Annotated in this window: 12 protein-coding genes; 11 read left to right on the top strand and 1 reads right to left on the bottom strand. The window is 70.0% G+C overall.

Annotation, left to right across the window (positions count from 1 at the left end):
- Nucleotides 1-21: 21 nt before the first annotated feature.
- A complete protein-coding gene (locus ACZ5DS_RS38570) occupies nt 22-399 on the bottom strand; it encodes a nuclear transport factor 2 family protein (RefSeq protein ID WP_468248142.1) in 378 nt (125 codons plus the stop codon).
- A gap of 258 nt (nt 400-657) precedes the next feature.
- Between ACZ5DS_RS38570 and ACZ5DS_RS38565 the strand changes: the two genes are divergently transcribed.
- Genes ACZ5DS_RS38565 through ACZ5DS_RS38515 form a run of 11 tightly spaced genes read left to right on the top strand, consistent with a single transcriptional unit; the run spans nt 658 to nt 18,925 of the window.
- Nucleotides 658-2,508, top strand: a complete 1,851-nt coding sequence (locus ACZ5DS_RS38565; protein ID WP_468248139.1) for an NAD(P)/FAD-dependent oxidoreductase — start codon at nt 658-660, stop codon at nt 2,506-2,508.
- Nucleotides 2,501-4,195 carry an NAD(P)/FAD-dependent oxidoreductase gene (locus ACZ5DS_RS38560; RefSeq protein WP_468248137.1) on the top strand — a complete coding sequence of 565 codons (1,695 nt, stop codon included), beginning with the start codon at nt 2,501-2,503 and terminating at the stop codon, nt 4,193-4,195. The genes ACZ5DS_RS38565 and ACZ5DS_RS38560 overlap by 8 nt, the downstream gene beginning before the upstream one ends.
- Nucleotides 4,192-5,946, top strand: coding sequence for an NAD(P)/FAD-dependent oxidoreductase (locus tag ACZ5DS_RS38555; RefSeq protein ID WP_468248135.1), 1,755 nt, complete (start codon nt 4,192-4,194; stop codon nt 5,944-5,946). Before ACZ5DS_RS38560 ends, ACZ5DS_RS38555 begins: the two co-directional genes overlap by 4 nt.
- Complete coding sequence (locus tag ACZ5DS_RS38550; protein ID WP_468248133.1) at nt 5,943-6,827, top strand: thioesterase II family protein; 885 nt, start codon at nt 5,943-5,945, stop codon at nt 6,825-6,827. Before ACZ5DS_RS38555 ends, ACZ5DS_RS38550 begins: the two co-directional genes overlap by 4 nt.
- Nucleotides 6,820-12,432: a type I polyketide synthase gene (locus ACZ5DS_RS38545; RefSeq protein ID WP_468248130.1), complete on the top strand. Its 5,613-nt coding sequence runs from the start codon at nt 6,820-6,822 to the stop codon at nt 12,430-12,432. Before ACZ5DS_RS38550 ends, ACZ5DS_RS38545 begins: the two co-directional genes overlap by 8 nt.
- A 3-nt stretch (nt 12,433-12,435) precedes the next feature.
- Entirely contained in the window at nt 12,436-13,392 is a 957-nt protein-coding gene (locus ACZ5DS_RS38540) for a DUF1702 family protein (RefSeq protein ID WP_468248128.1), read from the top strand.
- The gene (locus ACZ5DS_RS38535) at nt 13,389-14,312 is read left to right on the top strand and encodes a DUF1702 family protein (RefSeq protein ID WP_468248126.1); all 924 of its coding nucleotides are present in this window, start codon (nt 13,389-13,391) and stop codon (nt 14,310-14,312) included. The genes ACZ5DS_RS38540 and ACZ5DS_RS38535 overlap by 4 nt, the downstream gene beginning before the upstream one ends.
- A gap of 37 nt (nt 14,313-14,349) precedes the next feature.
- The gene (locus ACZ5DS_RS38530; protein WP_468248123.1) at nt 14,350-15,657 is read left to right on the top strand and encodes a cation:proton antiporter; all 1,308 of its coding nucleotides are present in this window, start codon (nt 14,350-14,352) and stop codon (nt 15,655-15,657) included.
- Nucleotides 15,657-16,664, top strand: coding sequence for a DUF1702 family protein (locus ACZ5DS_RS38525; protein ID WP_468248120.1), 1,008 nt, complete (start codon nt 15,657-15,659; stop codon nt 16,662-16,664). The genes ACZ5DS_RS38530 and ACZ5DS_RS38525 overlap by 1 nt, the downstream gene beginning before the upstream one ends.
- Entirely contained in the window at nt 16,661-17,623 is a 963-nt protein-coding gene (locus ACZ5DS_RS38520) for a DUF1702 family protein (protein ID WP_468248118.1), read from the top strand. The genes ACZ5DS_RS38525 and ACZ5DS_RS38520 overlap by 4 nt, the downstream gene beginning before the upstream one ends.
- 42 nt (nt 17,624-17,665) lie before the next feature.
- Nucleotides 17,666-18,925, top strand: a complete 1,260-nt coding sequence (locus tag ACZ5DS_RS38515; RefSeq protein ID WP_468248116.1) for an NAD(P)/FAD-dependent oxidoreductase — start codon at nt 17,666-17,668, stop codon at nt 18,923-18,925.
- Nucleotides 18,926-18,973 lie beyond the last annotated feature (48 nt).

The raw sequence follows: 18,973 nt of genomic DNA, 5'->3' as shown, positions 1-18,973 counted from the left end.
GGGACCTGAGCCGATGGAGCGTCAGGATCCGGTCGACGCCTTCTCCGCTGCGATGAAGGGCGCCTGGTTGAAGATGATCCGCATGTGCGTGATCGTGCCGTCTGCGACGGTCAGGCACTCGGCCCCAGGGGCGCTCTCGACGGGTAGCGTCTTGGTGTCGTACATCAGCAGCGCGGTCGTGTCGTCGCCGAACGCGGCGATCAGATGCGAACCGGTGAGGATGTGCGTGAACGGCTCCATGAAGCCCCGAAAGGCCTGGGCGCCCTGAATGCGTCCGGCCGGAGCTTCGCACACGATGTCGTCGGCGATGTAGGTCATGGCGCGGTCGAAGTCGTGACGGGTCCACGCCCGGTGGTAGGCGAGGGCGGTGTCCAGGGCGGGTCCGGGTGCTTCGGTCATGGCAGCTTCCCTTGGGTGACGAGTTGAGCCCGTCGGCGGCCGTTCGTGGATTCCCGTCGCCGACGGTTGCCCAACCGGAGAACGCCCGCCGGGGTCACGTCGTCAGCCGCACATTCACCCCTGGCGGGCCGATGTACAGGACCAACCGGGTGCCTTTCCGACCGCCTCGACGATGGGCATCGAAGCCCTCAGCTTGCATGTGAAGTAAGTCGTCCGTAATCCCTCTCTCCGAGAGTCATTTGGGATGAAGGGGGACGCATGACCCAACCTGCACGGCATCGGATATCCGACCTGTCCGCCGAGAAGCGGGCTCTGCTGACGCAAAAGCTGCGGACGCGCGTCGTCGACGGCGCCACCACGCCCGACCACTACGACGCCGTGATCCTGGGCGGCGGGGCAGCCGGACTCAGTCTGGCGCTCCACCTGCACCGGGTGCGGCCGGGCATCCGGGTGCTGGTCGCCGAGAGGCAGGAGCACCCCGTGCCCGAGGCCACGCACAAGGTCGGCGAGTCGACCGTGGAGATCGCCGCCCACTACCTGCGCGACATCCTCGGGCTGCGCGAACACCTGGAGACGCGGCAGATCCGCAAGTTCGGTCTGCGCATGTTCTTCAGCAACCACGACAACACGGACATCGCCGAGCGCGTCGAACTGGGCAGTTCGGTCTTTCCTCCGCTGGCCACCTATCAGCTGGACCGCGGACGCCTGGAGAACGAACTCGGCGCAGCCTGCTCCCGCGAGGGCGTCGACTTCCTGCCCGGGAGCAAGGTGCTCCAGGTCGAGTTCTCGCCCGACGGCTCACCCCACCAGGTCCGACTGCTCGCGGACGCCCAGGAGCGCACCGTCCGGGCCCGGTGGGTGATCGACGCCACCGGACGCAGCCACTTCCTGCAGCGACGGTTCGGCCTCCGCAAGGAGGTGGGGCACCGGGCCAACGCAGCCTGGTTCCGGATCGGCCACCCCATCGACCTCGGCACGTGGAGCGACGACCCGGCATGGCACGCCCGGATCCGGGAGGGCCGGCGCGAGCTGTCCACCAACCACCTGATGGGACCCGGCTACTGGGTCTGGCTCATCCGGCTCCCCTCCGGGGCCATCAGCATCGGCATCGTCGCAGAGGCCGGCACGCACCCGTTCGACGAGTACAACACCTTTGAGCGGGCGCTGGACTGGCTGCGCCGCCACGAGCCGCAGTGCGCCCGGGCCGTGGAGGAACACCGCGACAAGGTCCAGGACTTCCGGGTCATGAAGGACTACTCCTACGGCTGCGACCAGGTCTACGACGGCCGTGCCCGCTGGTGCATGACGGGTGAGTCCGGGATCTTTCTCGACCCGCTCTACTCACCCGGCCTGGATCTGATCGCCATCAGCAACGGCCTGGTGGCCGACCTCGTGACCAGGTCCCTCGACGGTGAGGACGTCACCACCCGGGCGTCCGTACACGACGCGCTGTTCCGGCGCATCACCGACCTGTGGCGCGTCATCTACGAGAACCAGTACGCGCTGATGGGCAACGCCCGTGTGATGGTCTCGAAGGTGATCTGGGACACCGCCTTCTACTGGGGGGTCTTCGGCCTGCTCTTCTTCCAGGACGGGTTCCGCACGGTGGCCGACAGCGCCTCCGTGGCCGCCGACCTGGAACGTCTCGCCGAGATCAGCAACCGGGTGCAGGCGTTCTTCCGCGAGTGGGCGGCGATCGATGACTCCCGTCTCGAGGCCCGGTTCGTCGACCTCTACTCTCCGCTGAACTTCATGGTGAAGCTGCACGCGGGCATGGCCGACGACCTGCCCGGCGGCCGGTTCCCCGAGCGCTTCTCCGCCAACACCCGGCTCTTCGCCCAACTGGCCGGCCAGCTGGTCACCGCGGTCATCGACGCCCACAGCGACCGGTACGGCGACGACCGCGTCATCGCCCAGGTGCAGAGCTGGCAGCGGGATCCCCTGATCGCCGACCTGATCGCCACCCATCGGCGGGAGAGGCGCAGCCACCCCACCAGCGAGGGCTGGATCGCCCTGCGCGCGCCCCGCGCGGGGGAAAGCACCGCAGGTCACGAACCGAAGGGAGCGGACAGCATGGAACAGCACAGCAGCGAGGTCAGCTATGCGTGACACCTCCGAGCGCTTCGATGTCGCGATCCTCGGCGGCGGCATCGCCGGACTGACCCTGGCTCTCCAACTGAAGCGCACCGCCCCCGAACTGAGCGTCGCGGTCCTCGAACGGCAGCAGCACCCCGTGCCCGAGGCCGCCCACAAGGTCGGTGAGTCCAGCGTCGAGGTCCAGGCCCACTATCTGCGTGACGTCCTCGGGCTCGAGGACCACCTCGACACCGAGCAGTTGCACAAGTTCGGCCTGCGGATGTTCTTCACCCACTCCGGCAACGAGGACATCACCCGACGCGTCGAGTACGGCCAGGTCTCCGAAGCCCCCCTCGCCTCCTACCAGCTCGACCGCGGCCGACTGGAGAACGCGCTCGGCGGACTCGTCGCCGACCTGGGAGTCGCGTTCCGTCAGCGCTGCAAGGTCCGCGACGTGGAACTCGCCACCGGCGGTGACGACCATGTCGTGCACGTCCTCGACGGCGCGGACGAGCACACGCTCCGGGCCCGCTGGATCGTCGACGCGACGGGCCGCGCGGGCCTGCTCAAGCGCAAGCTGGGCCTGGCCAGGGCGCTCGGCCACCGCGCGAACGCCTCCTGGTTCCGCATCGACCACGAAGTCGACGTACAGCAGTGGTCCGAGGACGAGCAGTGGCGGGGCCGGGTCAGCGGCGGCCTGCGCCGGCTGTCGACCAACCACCTCATGGGACCCGGGTACTGGGTCTGGCTCATCCCGCTCGCGTCGGGGTCGACGAGCATCGGCATCGTCGCCGAGGACGCAGCCCACTCCTTCGAGGGGTTCAACACCCTGGAACGGGCCCTGGACTGGCTCGCCGACCATGAGCCGCAGTGCGCGGCCGAGGTACGGCGGCACCAGGGGAAGATCCAGGACTTCCGGGTGATGAAGGACTACGCCTACGGCTGCCAGCAGGTGTACTCCGAGGACCGGTGGTGCCTGACCGGTGAGGCGGGTGTCTCGATCGACCCGCTCTACTCCTCCGGCGGCGACCTGATGGCGATCAGCAACGGCCTCATCACCGATCTCGTCACCAGGGACCTCCGGGGCGAGGACGTCCAGGAGCGGACCGTGGCGCACAACCAGGTCTACCTGGTGCTCAGCGAGATCTGGCTGGTCGCCTACGAGGGCCAGTACCCCGTCATGGGCAATCCGCAGGTGATGGTGGCGAAGGTCATCTGGGACACGATCATCTACTGGGCCGTGCCCGGTCTGCTGTTCTTCCACGACACGTTCCGCCGCCTCGGCGAGAGCCCGAGGGCCTTCGCCAACCTCCAGCGCACCTGGCTTCTGCACACCCGCGTCCAGCAGTTCCTCAAAGAGTGGCACCTCGTCAGCAACGAGCCGGCGTCCGACGTGTTCGCCGACCCCTACAGCCTGCTGGACTTCATCGTCGACCTGCACAACGGCATGGCGGCCGGCCTCGGCGACGAACAGCTGGAGGAGCAGTTCGGACGCAACGTGGTTCTGCTGGAGCAGATCGCGGGCCAGTTGGTCAGCACCGTCATCGAGCGCCTGGAGCAGCGCGGTGCGGACGACGCCGCCAAGGCCCGGATCGCCCAGTGGCGCGCCGACGAGCTGCTGCGGGAAGTCGTGGAGCGGTACAAGGAGCGCGACCCGGTCGATCCGATCGACAGCGCCTGGATCACCCTCGGGACCCGCACCACGGCGGTGGCCCCATGAGCGACAAGGGCGCGATGAACGACAGGAACGTCGTGGCGACGGGACCGGACGACGTCGTCGACGTCGCCGTGGTCGGCGGCGGAGCCGCCGGGCTGACCCTGGCCCTGCACCTGCGCAGGCAACGCCCCGGCACCCGGATCGTGGTGCTGGAGCGCCAGGGACACCCGGTGCCGGAGGCGGCCCACAAGGTCGGGGAGTCCACGGTGGAGATCGCCGGCTACTACCTGCGGGAGGTCCTGGGACTGGAACAGCACCTGCAGTCCCAGCAGTTGAACAAGTACGGGCTGCGCGTGTTCTTCTCCAAGGACGGCAACGACGACATCACCCGCCGCGTGGAACTCGGCCACTCCGTCCGCCCGCCGGGCGCGGTCGGCACCTACCAGCTCGACCGCGGCCGCCTGGAGAACGCCCTGGGGCGGGAACTCGCCGCGCGCGGCGTGCAGTTCCTGCCCGGGGCGAAGGCCGAGAGCGTGGACCTGCTGCCCGAGGCCGAACACCACCGGCTCCAGGTCCGCACCGACGACGGCGCCACCCGGCAGATCCATGCGAGGTGGGTGGTCGACGCCACCGGCCGCACATCCCTGCTCAAGCGGCGCCTCGGCCTCGCCAAGAAGGTCGGTCACCGGGCCAACGCCGTCTGGTTCCGCGTCGGCTGCCCCATCGACGTGGACCAGTGGTCCGACGATCCGGCATGGCACTCCCGGATCGAGGAGGGCCGGCGCGAACTGTCCACCAACCACCTGATGGGGCCGGGCTACTGGGTCTGGCTGATCAGGCTCGCCTCCGGCTCCACCAGCGTGGGCATCGTCACCGACCCGGACCTCCACCCGTTCGAGGACCTCAACCAGTTCGAGCGCGCCATGGAATGGCTCGAACGGCACGAGCCGCAGTGCGCGGACCACATCCGGCAGCACCGCGACAAGCTGCAGGACTTCCGCGTCATGAAGGACTACGCCTACAGCTGCGAGCAGGTCTTCTCCGAGGACCGCTGGTGCATCGCCGGGGAGGCCGGCGTCTTCCTGGACCCCCTGTACTCCCCGGGGCTGGACCTGATCGCCATCAGCAACGGCCTGATCACCGACCTGATCACGCACGCGCTCGACGGTGACGACATCGGGGAACTCGCCGCGATCCACAACCAGGTGTTCCTGCTGATCGCCGAGGGCTGGCTGAGCATCTACGAGAACCAGTACGCGCTGATGGGCAACGCCCGCGTCATGCTCGCCAAGGTGATCTGGGACACGGCCGTGTACTGGGCCGTTCCCGGGCTGCTCTACTTCCACGACGTGCTGCGGCACCTGGCGGACCGCCCCGACATGGTGACCGGCCTCGCCCGCTTCAGCGCGGTCGGCGGCGAGGTCCAGCGCTTCTTCCGGGAGTGGGGCGCCGTAGACGACGAACCGCGTGACCAGGCCCCCTTCGTCCGGTTCTACGACTTCGACTTCATGAGCCGCCTCCACATCGGCATGACGGCCGGCCTCGCGGAAGCGGACCTGAGCACGCAGTTCGCGGCCAACATCCAGTTCATCGAGCACCTGTCGGGCCAACTGGTGGCGACGGTCCTGGAGGAGTTCGAGGCCGAGACGTGGAACCCGGCCAAGCAGGAGCAGGCGAAGCGATGGCGGGCCGACCAGTCCCTGATGTCGCTCGTCGAGGTCCATCTGCGCGAACGCGCCTCGACACCGCTCAGTGACCGGTGGATCCGGCTCCGGCAGGCCGACGAGACCGTCGGCACGGGGGAGGGCCGATGACCAGCCTTCTGGGTGAGGGCGCGATCCCGCACGAGCGCATCGCGCGACTGCCTCAGGACAAGCGTGCGCGCCTTGTCCAACTCCTGCGCGGCCAGACGCACGGCGCCCAGGGCACCGACAGGTGGTTCGTCCGGTACTCCTGCGCCGACGCGCCGACGCTCCGCCTGTTCTGCTTTCCCTACGCCGGTGGCGGCAGTTCGGCGTTCCGCGGCTGGAGCGAAGGACTGCCCGCCGGTGTCGACATCTGGGCCGCCCAGATTCCGGGCCGGGAGTCGCGGGTGGCCGAGCCGGCCCTGCGGCGGCTGGACCCCCTGATCGAGGCCCTGTACGAGGCCGTCCTGCCCCGGCTGGACATGCCGTACGCCTTCTTCGGTCACAGCATGGGCGCGCTCGTCGCGTTCGAGCTCACGCGGCGCCTGCGGCGCACCGGCGCACCCCTGCCGTCCCGGCTGCTCCTCGGTGCGTTCCGGGCGCCCCAGCTGCCCAACCCCAACATCAGGATCCACCACCTGCCCGACGAAGTGCTGAAGACGGTGCTCCGCAAAGAGGGAACGCCCGTACAGGTGCTCGAGAACGCCGAACTGATGCGGGCCCTTCTGCCCACGCTCCGGGCCGACTTGGAAGTCTGCGACACCTATCACTACCGCGACGAACACCCTCTGGGCGTGCCCATGACCGTCTTCGGAGGCCACCAGGACGTGCGCGTGAGCCGCAGCGATCTCGACGGGTGGCGTGCCCAGGCCGACGGGCCGTTCCGGCTCGTCATGCTCCCGGGCTCCCACTTCTTTCTCCACAGCTCACAGGACCTGTTGCTGACCGAACTCTCCCGAGAACTCGGGGCGGCCTCTCGCACCGCGGAAGGGGAAAGGCGCCATGACTGACCGGTCGCCGGCCGACGCGCCGCCAGAACCCATCGCCATCATAGGAATCGGCTGCCGTTTTCCCGGCGGCGCCACCACCCCGGCCGAGTTCTGGGACCTGCTGTGTGACGGCGTCGACGCCACCCGTGAGCTGCCCCCGGACCGCTGGGAAGCCGGCAAGTTCTACGACCCGGACGCCACCAAGCTCGGCAAGACGAGCACGTGGCGGGGAGGATTCCTCGACCGGATCGATCAGTTCGACGCACAGTTCTTCGGGATCTCTCCGCGTGAGGCCATCTGGCTGGACCCCCAGCAGCGCCTGCTGCTGCAGGCCGCCTGGGAGGCCCTGGAGGACGGCGGCCAGGTGGCCGACCACCTCGCCGGCAGCGACACGGGCGTCTTCATGGGCGGCTTCACCCTGGACTACCAGCTGCTGCAGAACTACGGCGTGCACAGCCGTTACGAGCTCCAGTCCCACTCGGCCACCGGCATGATGATGACGATGCTGGCCAACCGGCTGTCGTACGCGTTCGACTTCCGGGGGCCGAGCCTCGCCGTGGACACCGCCTGTTCGAGCTCGCTGGTCGCGGTCCACCTGGCGGCGCGCAGCATCTGGAACGGGGAGTGCTCGCAGGCCCTGGCGGGTGGCGTGAACGTCATGATCGCGCCCAACATGACCATCGCGGAGTCCAAGGGCGGATTCCTGTCCCCGGACGGCCGCTGCAAGGCCTTCGACGCGTCCGCCGACGGATACGCGCGCGGCGAGGGCGTCGGCGTCGTCCTGCTCAAGCCCCTGGCGCGGGCGCTCGTCGACCGCGACCCGGTCTACGCCCTGATCCGGGGGACGGCCGTCTCGCAGGACGGCCACAGCAACGGCATCACCGTCCCCAACGGAGACGCCCAGGAAGCGGCGATGCGTGCGGCCTGCCGGCAGGCCGGCATCGCGCCGCACGAAGTCCAGTACGTCGAGGCGCACGGGACCGGAACTCCGGTGGGGGACCCCGTCGAGGCAGGCGCCATCGGCCGGGTCTTCGCCGAGGGACGCCCCGCAGGCCATCGCCTGGTGATCGGGTCGGTCAAGACCAACATCGGGCACCTGGAGGCGGCCGCCGGAGTGGCGGGTCTGATCAAGGCGGCGCTTTCCCTCAAGAACGGCCGGATCCCCGGGCAGCTGCACCATCACACACCCAACCCGGCCATCGCGTTCGAGGACCTTCAACTCCACGTCCAGACACGGCTGGGCGACTGGCCGAAGGTGCCCGGCTCACGCCACGCCGGGGTCAACTCCTTCGGCTTCGGCGGCACCAACGCCCACGTGGTCCTCCAGGAACCACCCGTCGAGCAGCCGGCCGCGCCGCGCACCCAGGATCAACGACGGTATCTCGTTCCGCTGTCGGCCCGCGCCCCCGAGGCACTGGCGGACATGGCGGAGTCCCTGCACGACGTCCTGTCGGACACCGCGCACGACCTGAGGGACATCGGGTACACGCGCGCCCTGCGCCGCAGCCACCACGACCACCGGCTCGCGATCGTCGCCGCCACCGCGGCCGAGGCCGCAGAGAAACTCGGCGCCTTCGGCGCGGGGCACGAGACCAAGGGCGTCGCGGCCGGACGCGCTCCCGCGAAGGAGCGGCCGAAGCTGGCCTTCGTCTGTTCGGGCATGGGCCCCCAGTGGTGGGCCATGGCCCGGCAACTGCTGGACACCGAGCCGGTCTTCCGTGCCGCCGTCGAACGCTGCGACCAGGAGCTGAGCACGTACACCGGGTGGTCCCTGCTCGACGAACTCCTCGCACCCGAGGAGGAGTCCCGCATGGCCGAGACGGAGGTCGCCCAGCCGGCCAACTTCGCGGTCCAGGTGGGCCTGGCCGAGCTGTGGCGGTCCTGGGGCGTCGAGCCCGACGGCGTCGTCGGACACAGCACCGGCGAGGTCGCCGCACAGTACCTCGCGGGCGTTCTCAGCTTCGAGGACGCGGTCAAGGTGAACTACTACCGCAGCAGTCTCCAGCAGCGGGCCACCGGAGCCGGCCGGATGCTCGCGGTGGGCATGACCCCCGAGACCCTCAACCAGGCCGTGGCCGACGCGGGCCCCCTGGTCTCGGTCGCCGCCGTCAACAGCCCGACCGCGGTCACCCTGGCCGGTGATGCCGGGATCCTCCAGGACATGGCGGCCCAGCTGGAGACCTTCGGGGTCTTCCACCGGTTCCTGTCCGTCAAGGTCCCGTACCACAGCCACTACATGGACCCCCTGCGGGAGGACCTGGAAAAGGGACTGGCCGACATCCGCCCGGCCTCCGCCACCCTTCCCCTGTACTCGACCGTGACCGGCACCCGCATCGACGGCCGGACCGCCGACGCCCACTACTGGTGGCAGAACGTCCGCGCGACCGTCCTGTTCGCGGCCGCCTTCCGGCAGCTGCTGGCCGACGGATACACCCACTTCGTCGAGCTCGGCCCCCACCCCGTCCTGGCCGGCTCCATGCGGGAACTGCTCGCGGAACAGCAGCAGGAGGGGCTCGTGGTGCCCTCACTGCGCCGTGACGAACCCGACGACGCCGTACTCCTCGGGTCACTCGGTGCCCTCTACAGCAACGGCCACGAGGTGAACTGGGAGGTGTTCTACGGCGGGGACGCACGCCTGCTCGACCTGCCGCCCTACCCGTGGCAGCTCAAGAGCTACTGGAACGAATCGGCAGAGGCCCGCGAAGACCGCCACTACACCCAGGTCCACCCCCTGCTCGGGCAGCACATGAACGCCACCCATCCCACCTGGGAGCGGGAGATCAACTCACGGTTGCTGCCCTACCTGGCCGACCACCGGGTCCAGGGGAACACGGTGCTTCCCGGCGCCGCCTTCATCGAACTGGCCCTGGCAGCTGCTCACGAGGTGTACGGCGAGGGCGACTACTCCCTTGAGAACCTGGAACTGCGCAAGGCCCTCGTGCTGCCCGGCACGGCCGACCCGAGGCTGCGCACCACCCTGTACCAGGAGTCGGGCCGGGTCGAGATCTCCAGCTACGCGGCCTCGCCCGGCGGCGACCGCACCTGGACGCTGCACGCGACCGCATCGCTCGGCCGACGGCCACAGGCCCGCACCGAACGGGACCTGGACGAGGCACGCGGCACCTGCGAACACCACGTGTCCCGTGACGAGTTCTACGGCCTGGTCGAGCACATGGGCTTCCAGTACGGGCCGGCGTTCCGGACGGTCGCGGAGATCGCCACCGGCCCGCGGCACACCGTCGGGCGGGTCACCGTCCCCGAGCCCGTGCGCGGCGAACTCGGAACCTACCGGTTCCACCCCAGCCTGATCGACGCGGCCTTCCAGGTCCTGCTGACGTCCGCCGCGCCACGGGAAGCGGACGAGAGCCTGCCGTCCGGGCCGTACCTGCCCGTGGGCGTCGACAGCATCACCGTTCTCGGCCGCGCGGCCGACGAGATGTACGTGGTGGCCGAGGTCGCCGAGGCCGACGCACGGGTCATCGTCAGCGACATCTCCCTGTGCGACGCCCAAGGCAGGGTCCTCGTCGACATCCGGGGGTTCAGGGCACAGTCCCTCGACACCGCGGCCGGCCTGGCCCCCGCACGCATCGACCAGAGCCTCTACGAACTCCAGTGGCGCCCCGCGCCGCCCGAGGACGACCCGGCGAACGGAGCCGGCGACGCTCCGGAGGACGACCCGGCGGGCACCTGGCTCCTCTTCACCGGCACCAGCGGAGTCGGCGCCGAGGCGCTCCGGCACTTGACCCGGGCCGGGCGCCACGTCGTCACGGTGTCCCCCGGCGAGGTGCCCGAGCCCGTCCGGACCCCGGACGGCGGCTATGTGATCGACCCCGCCCGCGCCGATCACTACCAGCGGCTCCTGCAGAACCTCGCGCACGAGACCGAGATCTGCAGAGTCGTGCACCTGTGGAGCCTCGACGTGCCGTTCACCGAGGACAGCCCGGCCGCGGCACTCCAGGACGGCCAGGACCTGGGAGTGCTCTCGGTCCTGCACCTGATGCAGGCGCTCTCCGCCGGGGTCACCAAGCTGCTGCCGCGGGTGTGGCTGGTCACCCGTACGGCGCAGGCGGTCGGAGAGGCCCCGCGCCCCCTCGCCCTGCCGCAGTCCCCGATGTGGGGGATCGGCCGCGTGATCGGCCACCAGGAGTTCGCCGGCATGTGGGGCGGCATGGTCGATCTCGACGCCGGGCCGGACGCGGAGGAAGCGCGCCGTCTCGTCGACGAGATCACCGCGCGGCACGGCGAGGACCAGATCGCGTTCCGGAACGGGCAGCGGTACGTCGCACGCCTGGCGCGTTCCGAGAACCTCACCCCACCCTTCCCACTGACCCTGCACGACGACGTGACCTACCTGGTCACCGGCGGCTCCGGTGCGCTCGGACGCCTGGTCGCCCGGTTCCTGGCCGACCGAGGTGCACGCCACCTCGTGCTGATGGGACGGACGCCCGTTCCCCCGCGCGAAACCTGGCACGGTCTGCCGCCCGAGCACGCCCAACGCGACCTGGTCGACGAGCTGCTCCGGTGGGAAGGCCGCGGGGTGCGGGTCCACTGCGCTGCCGTCGACACCGCCGACGAGGCGCAGCTGCGCGCATGGTTCGCCGAACACCAGCGGCTTCGCCGGCCACCGATCGGGGGAGTCGTGCACGCCGCCGGCGTCGTCGAGGACGAGCTGATGCTGCGGATGAGCCGGGACACCTTCCAGCGCGTGATGCGGCCCAAGCTGAACGGCGGTTGGCTCCTGCACCGCCTGTTCGCCGACACCCCGCTGGAGTTCTTCGTCCTGTTCGGCTCGGTCGGATCCGTCATCGCCTCCGCCGGCCAGGCCAACTACGCGGCCGCGAACGCCTTCCTCGACACGCTCGCCCAGCACCGGCGGTCCCTGGGCCTCCCCGCCCTGAGCATCGGCTGGGGGCCGTGGTCGGTCGGCATGGTGGAGCAGCTCAACCTGGAGCAGATGTACGCGCGGCGCGGCATCGAGCTGATCACCCCCGAGGCCGGAACGAGGATTCTCGGCCGCCTCATCGGCCAGCGCCCGGCACACGTGGTGGCGATCACGGCCGACTGGGCGACCGCCCGGACGACGTCCATGCAAGGACAGCTCCCGCCGATGTTCGGCGAGCTCGGTGTGGCGCAGGCCGACCTCCAGGGCGAGGACGACGCGGTCGGCGCCGACGCCGTACTCGCGACCCTGCGGAGCACGTCCGACGCGGACCGCCCGGGTGTGCTCGCGGCACACCTGCACGACATCGCCGCACTGGTCCTCAAGCTGGACCCGGCGGAGTTCGGCGACGAGGAGAACCTCAGCAACCTGGGCATCGACTCGCTGATGGCGGTCGAGGTCAAGCACCGCATCGAGGCGACACTGCGCGCGGACGTCTCGGTCCTGGACCTGCTCCAGGGGGTGACCGTCCTCGACCTCACCACCCGGATCCTGCCGCTTCTCGCGCTGCAGGAGCCCGGCGAGTCCGCCCCTGCCGAGACCGCCGCGACCGGCCAGGACACACCGGGCGAGGGACCGCAGGAGGAGGAACTCGCGGCGCTGCTCGCGGAGGTGCCTCCCGAGGAACTGGAGCGACTCCTCGACGAACTGGAACAGGACCCATCGAGAACCCGACGGGAGCGATGAACCATGACCCTGTCGCTTGGCAGACTGCGTCGCGCCGTGATGGGCGTGTCGGACGCGGAGGCCACCTCCTTCAGCAGGGGCGACACCCCGACGTGGAAGCACCTCGAGACCGTCGTGCGGACCGCGGTCGGCGGTTACCACGCGGTCCTGGACGGCAGCCGCTTCGAGGACCTGATCCCTCGCCTCGACCGGACACCTCTGGAACTGCGCGGATACGCCTACGAAGGAGCAGCCATGGGACTGACCGGCCTGGACTGCTTCCTGCCGGGCAGCTCCCGGCTCCAGGCCTACATGGCGGGCCCCGGGAGCCCGCACATCTACATGGTCCACATCGGCGCGGGCGAGGCGCTGGCCAGGCTGCGCCGCAAGCCGGAGCCGTTCATGCGGCGCCTGTCCGATCCCGCGCTGCGGTGGCTGGTGATGGACGGCTACGGCTTCCACGAAGGCTTCTTCAAGCAGCGGCGGTTCGTGGAGCGGCAGCAGGTTCCGTTGCATCTGTCGGCCTTCGCCCGCCGCGTCTTCGACCAGGGCATCGGGCGGAGCATCTGGTTCACCTCGGGGGCCGACGCCGGCTGGATCTCCCGCACCATCGCGGCGTTCCCGGCACACCGGCATGCCGACCTGTGGCTGGGCATCGGCGTGGCCTGCGGGTACGTCGGCGGCGTCGAGCGGGCCACCGTCGAGGCACTGCGCGCGGCCGCCGGCCGGCACACGTCCCGGATGGCGGTCGGAACGGCGTTCGTGGCCAAGGGCCGGCTCCGCGCCGGCAATCCGATACCCGACACCGAGCTGGCCTGCGAGGTGCTGTGCGGCATCTCCGGCCAGGCGGCCGCGCGCCTCGTCGACCGGGCCTTCGAGGACCTGCCCGACACCCCGTCCACGCCGGCCTACGACACGTTGCAGCAACGCCTGGAGACGGGCCTCGCCGTCGCCTCCTCAGCGACGGGAGACGCATCATGACCGTGCTGGGAGCCGCGCTGAGGCCGCTGTTCGAGGTCAGCCCGTCGGACCTGCCGGCCGCCGCGTCGGACGCCGGTGCCGCCGCCGAGCGACTGAGCAGGGTGGTCTTCACGGTGACGGAGTGCTGCCAGATGACGCTCCTCAACCGCCGAGAGGCTACGTTGGTCCGCAAGCTGGACGCGTACCCCGAGGAGCTTCGCGGGTTCGCCTACGAGGGCGCGGGGGTCGGCCTCGCGGCTCTTGATCACCTGCTGCCGTGGAAGCAGCGCACCCGCCGCTTCGTGGACGGTGCCGCGAGCCCGTACATCTTCGCGGTCTACCTCGGTGCGGGGATGGGCCTCGCCCGGCTGCGCCGCAATCCCGAACCGTTCCGCCGGCGGCTGCGCGACGACGTGTTCAACTGGGTGGTTCTGGACGGATACGGCTTCCACGAGGGCTTCTTCGCCCACCGCCGGCACGTCCAGGAGCGCGCCATGCCCAAGTACCTCAGCGGTTACGGACTGAGCGCCTTCGACCACGGTCTGGGGCGCAGCATCTGGTTCGCCTCGGGAGCGGACGTCAAGCGGGTCGTGGCGACCCTCGACGCGTTCCCCGAGTCACGCCGGGGCGACCTCTGGGCCGGCGTCGGCCTGGCCTGCGGGTACACCGGCGGGGTCGACGAGCCGACGGTCGAGGCGCTGCGCGCCCGGGCGGACGCCTACCGCGGCCGCCTCGCAGAAGGCGTGATCGTCGCGGCCAGGGCCCGGCAGCAAGTGGGCAACGCGGCCGAGCACAACGAGATCGCCTGCCGGGTGATCTGCGGAATCGACAGCCGCGAGGCGGCGGACATCGCCGCCACCGCCCTGGTCGATCTCCCGACCGACGAGGTCGAACCGGCCTACGAAATATGGCGCCAACGCATGCGCCGTCAGTTCGCCTGACCACTCAGGTGGCCACCAGCTGAGAACGGGAGGGAAAGTGTCCAACTCGGAATTCGCCATCCGCTTCTTCCTGGAGTTGACCGCGATTCTCGCGGTCTGCCGTCTCGTCGGTCTGCTCGTCCGCCGGATGGGGCAGCCGCTGGTCGTGGGGGAGATGATCGCCGGCGTCCTGCTGGGGCCGTCCCTGCTGGGACTGCTGTTCCCGGACGTACAGGAGAAGCTGTTCCCGCACGGCCCGTCCATGACCATGATCTACGTGGTCGCCCAGGTCGGACTCGTCCTCTACATGTTCCTGGTCGGCCTCGAGTTCGACACCGGCCTGATCCGCCACCGGATCCCCAGTGCCGTCTCGATCTCGCTGGCCGGAATCTTCACGCCCCTCGTCCTCGGCGCGCTGGCCGCGGCCCTGCTCGTGCGACAGGGCGACACGTTCTTCACCGACGGCGTCAAGAGCTGGCAGGCCATGCTGTTCATGGGAGCGGCCATCGCCATCACCGCCTTCCCGATGCTCGCCCGCATCATCTTCGAACGCCGGCTGACCGGGACCTCACTGGGCACCCTCGCACTGGCGGCCGGAGCCACGGACGACGCGGTCTCCTGGTGCCTGCTCGCCGTCGTCCTCGCCGTGTTCAAGAACGACATGCAGGTCGCCGTCCTGGCCATCGGCGGCGGCATCGCCTACGGCGTCGTCATGCTGACCGTCGGCAAGCGGCTGCTCGGCCTCCTGGGAACCAAGGCCGAGCGGGAGGGCGGGGTCAGTTCGCCCGTCATCACGCTGACGCTGATGATCCTCATGCTGGCGGCGTGGTTCACCGACTACATCGGGATCTACGCGGTCTTCGGGGCGTTCATCCTCGGGGCGGCGATGCCGCGCGGTGTCTTCGCCGACCGCATCCGCCACGCCCTCGAGCCGCTCACCGTCCACCTGCTGCTGCCCCTGTTCTTCGTGTTCTCCGGCCTCAACACGCAGATCGGCCTTGTCAACAGCGTGACCCTGTGGGGAGTCGCGCTGCTGATCCTCCTGATCTCCGTACTGGGCAAGGGAGTTGCCTGCTGGTTCGCGGCGCGGCTCAACAAGGAACCGCAGCGCGAGGCCCTGGCGCTGGGAAGCCTGATGAACGCGCGGGGCCTCATGGAGCTCATCCTGCTCAATATCGGGCTCCAGGAAGGACTGATCACCCCGACCCTGTTCACCATCCTGGTCTTCATGGCCATCGCGACCACGCTCATGGCCACCCCGTTGTTCGAGTACGTCTACGGCCGGTTCCGTCCGCAGCCGTCGTTCGAGGTCCTGTCCTCCGACGGGGCTGCCGCGAGCCTCGCCGAGACACAGGGAGGCCGATGATGGCCCTGCCTCTCGGAACGCTGCTCAAGCCGGTCTTCCCGCTGTCCGCGGACTCCTTTCCGAAAATGGCGGCCGAACGTTTCGGGGCCCAGGAGGACATGGACAAGACCTGGCTCACGTTCGAACCGGTCGCCCGCACGCTCGTGGACAGCTTCTACATGACGCTGGACCACCCACGGCACGAGAGCCTCGTCCCCCGGCTGGAGGCCGTGCCGCCCGGGCTGCGGGGGATCGCCTACGAAGGCGCCGGCATGGGGCTGATGCTGCTCGACAGCCTGTTCCCGTACAAGAAGCGGCTGCCCGCGTTCATCCACGGGCCCGGCGCGCCCTACCGCTGTCTGGTCTACATCGGCGCCGGACTCGTCCTGCCCCGTGTCCCCGTCAGCCCGCAGCACTTCCTCGCCCGTCAGGACCCCTTCCTGCGCTGGCTGGTGATGGACGGCTACGGCTTCTACGAGGGCTTCTTCTCCTGGCGTGACATCGTCGAGCAGCACCGGACACCGCGCCGGATCCGCGGCTACGCGGCACGCGCCTTCGACCACGGTCTGGGGCGCAGCCTGTGGTTCTCCACCGGCGCCAATGTCCAGCGGATCATCGACACCATCCACGCCTTCCCGGCCCCGCGGCAGGGCGACCTGTGGAGCGGCATCGGCCTGGCCTGCGCCTACGCCGCGGGAGTCATGGACCGGGACGCCATCGTCACCCTCCTTCAGGCGGCGGGCCGACACCGTGCCGACCTCGCCACCGGCACCGCGGTCGCCTCCATTTTCCGTGAGCAGTCCGGGCAACACGCCCCTCACACGGAAGTGGCATGCGACGTCGTGTGGGGGAGGGGAGCGGCCGCGGTCGCCGCCATCGCCCACGAGGCCGGCCGGCCCGTCGGCAGGGCGGGCATCGCCGACCGGGCGGGCACCGAACCCGCCTACGAACGGTGGCGCCAGGAGATCCGAGCAGCCTGGCTCGGCACACCGGTCCCCGCCTCGGCAGCGAAGGAGCCCCGCGCATGACCACTGCCGGAGCTGTCCGGAGGCGGCTGTTCGGAATCCCGTCCGCCAAGGCGGTGTTCTCCCGGCCGGGGTTCGCCCCGGAGGCATGGGAGCGTTTCGCACCGGTGGCGTGCTCTCTCATGGAGGGCTATCACGCGGCACTCGAGGATCCCCGGCTGCGGGTTCTCGCGGCGCGCCTGGAGGCGGTGGAACCTCCGCTGAAAGGGTTTGCCTATGAAGGCGCGGGCATGGGGCTGGCGGCACTGGACGCCGTCACGCCCCGCAAGCGGCGACTCGACGACTTCGTCGCCGGGCCCGGCGCCCCCCACATCTACCCGGTCTATGTCGGCGTGGGCCTCGCCTACGCACGGCTGAGGCGGACCCCGGAAAGCCAACTGGCGGGCCTCGACCCGCTGCTGGGCTGGGTGACCGCTGACGGCTACGGCTTCCACGAGGCCTTCTTCAAACGCCGGCGATACGTCGAGCAGCACGCCGTGCCCACCCGGCTGTCCCGGCACGGCCGCCGGTTCTTCGACCAGGGCGTGGGCCGGGCGCTGTGGTTCTCCAGCGGCGGGGTGGTGGACCGCGTCACCCGCCTCGTCGCGGGGTTCCAGCCCGAGCGGCACGCGGACCTGTGGAGCGGCGTGGGCCTCGCGTCGGCCTACGGCGGCGGCGCCGACGAGGCCGCACTGCGCTCGGTCCTCGCATACGCCTCCGCCTGCCGGCCGCAGCTGGCCCGCGGCGCGGCGACCGCGGCATGGGGACGCCGCGCCGCGGGCAACCCGGCCGCGCACACCGACCTCGCGTGCCGGGTCTTCTGCGGACGCGGCAGCGAGGACGCGGCCGCCGTCGTCGAGGAAGCGGCCCGCGACCTGCCCCTGATCAGCGTCGAACCACGCTACGAGATCTGGCGCAGGCGCACCGAGGACAAGCTCGCCGCCGGTGTGCCACAGAACCGGTCGAGCGACCTCACCGAGTGATCCGCTCACGCCCGGAAGAACCCCGAGGAAAGGGAATCGGCCGTGTACGACGCCATCGTGATCGGTGCCCGTGTGTCCGGCGCACCCACCGCCATGCTGCTCGCCAGGAAGGGATACCGTGTGCTCCTGCTGGACCGGGCCACCTTCCCCAGCGACACCGTCTCGACCCACATGATCACGGTCGAGGGCAGCGCCCAGCTCAGGCGCTGGGGCCTGCTCGGCCAGATAGAGGCCTCCCAGTGCCCTCCCGTGACCAACATCGTCCTCGATCTCTGCTTCGACAGGTACGGCCACTTCACCCTGGAGGGCTTCCCCTATCCGGTCGACGACGGCTTCGCCGCCATATACGCCCCCAAACGCACCATCCTCGACAAGATCCTGGTGGACGCCGCCGCAGCAGCCGGCGCCGATGTCCGCGAGGGCTTCTCCGTGCGGGAGGTGCTCACCGAGGACGGCAGGGTGGTGGGGATCCGCGGACGAGGTGCCAGCGGTATGACCGTCACCGAGCGGGCCCGCATGGTCATAGGCGCGGACGGCCTGCGGTCGATCGTCGCACAGACGGTCTCGGCACCCGAGTACCACGTCGTCCCGCCCAAGGCCTTCGGCTACTACACCTACTGGGACGACGTGGAACTCATGGGTCTGGAGTTCTACACCCGCCCCGGCAGCACCGTCATCGCGTTTCCCACCCACGACGATCAGGCCGCCGTGTTCGTCGAACGGCCGGAGCGCGACTTCGCCGACTTCAAGGCCGATGTGCACGCCGGATATCGCAAGACGGTCGACGACATCGCTCCGGGACTGGGGGCACGCCTCGAAGCCGGGAAGCTCGCGCACCGGTACATGGGAGCGGGAAACCGGCCCAACTTCTTCCGCAAGCCCTTCGGCCCCGGGTGGGCACTGGTCGGTGACGCCGGTGTCCACAAGGATCCGATCACCGCCCAGGGCATCACCGACGCGTTCCGGGACGCCGAGCTGCTCGCCCAGGCCCTCGACGCCGGGTTCTCCGGGCGGATGCCCCTCGAAACGGCCTTGCGCACGTACGAGTTCCGGCGCAACGAGGCCCTCAAACCCCTCTACGACTTCATCGTGGATCACGCCGCGATGGAGCCGTTCGACCCCGCGTTCCAAGACGTGCTTGCCGCGATGCGGGGCGACCAGGACGCCATCAACCGGTTCTTCGGGGTCATCCAGAACACGGTCCCCTGGGCGGAGTTCTTCTCCCCGCAGAACCTGTCCGCCCTCATGGGCCTCACCGGGCCGGACGTTCCCACCGAGCCGGAACTCGCCGACGCCGGCTGAGCCGCCGTACCCCGGACGGCGCTCGAGGCCCGGCGCCGTTCAGTCCAT

Source organism: Streptomyces sp. NPDC031100 (assembly GCF_055570785.1).
The sequence above is the reverse complement of the archived record's forward strand: the minus strand, read 5'-3'. Positions and strand labels throughout refer to the sequence as shown.

Bases quoted from the DNA above. Each gene is read 5' to 3' on its own strand.
- ACZ5DS_RS38570 (WP_468248142.1), bottom strand. From the start codon at position 399: ATGACCGAAGCACCCGGACCCGCCCTGGACACCGCCCTCGCCTACCAC.
- ACZ5DS_RS38565 (WP_468248139.1), top strand. From the start codon at position 658: ATGACCCAACCTGCACGGCATCGGATATCCGACCTGTCCGCCGAGAAG.
- ACZ5DS_RS38560 (WP_468248137.1), top strand. From the start codon at position 2,501: ATGCGTGACACCTCCGAGCGCTTCGATGTCGCGATCCTCGGCGGCGGC.
- ACZ5DS_RS38555 (WP_468248135.1), top strand. From the start codon at position 4,192: ATGAGCGACAAGGGCGCGATGAACGACAGGAACGTCGTGGCGACGGGA.
- ACZ5DS_RS38550 (WP_468248133.1), top strand. From the start codon at position 5,943: ATGACCAGCCTTCTGGGTGAGGGCGCGATCCCGCACGAGCGCATCGCG.
- ACZ5DS_RS38545 (WP_468248130.1), top strand. From the start codon at position 6,820: ATGACTGACCGGTCGCCGGCCGACGCGCCGCCAGAACCCATCGCCATC.
- ACZ5DS_RS38540 (WP_468248128.1), top strand. From the start codon at position 12,436: ATGACCCTGTCGCTTGGCAGACTGCGTCGCGCCGTGATGGGCGTGTCG.
- ACZ5DS_RS38535 (WP_468248126.1), top strand. From the start codon at position 13,389: ATGACCGTGCTGGGAGCCGCGCTGAGGCCGCTGTTCGAGGTCAGCCCG.
- ACZ5DS_RS38525 (WP_468248120.1), top strand. From the start codon at position 15,657: ATGGCCCTGCCTCTCGGAACGCTGCTCAAGCCGGTCTTCCCGCTGTCC.
- ACZ5DS_RS38520 (WP_468248118.1), top strand. From the start codon at position 16,661: ATGACCACTGCCGGAGCTGTCCGGAGGCGGCTGTTCGGAATCCCGTCC.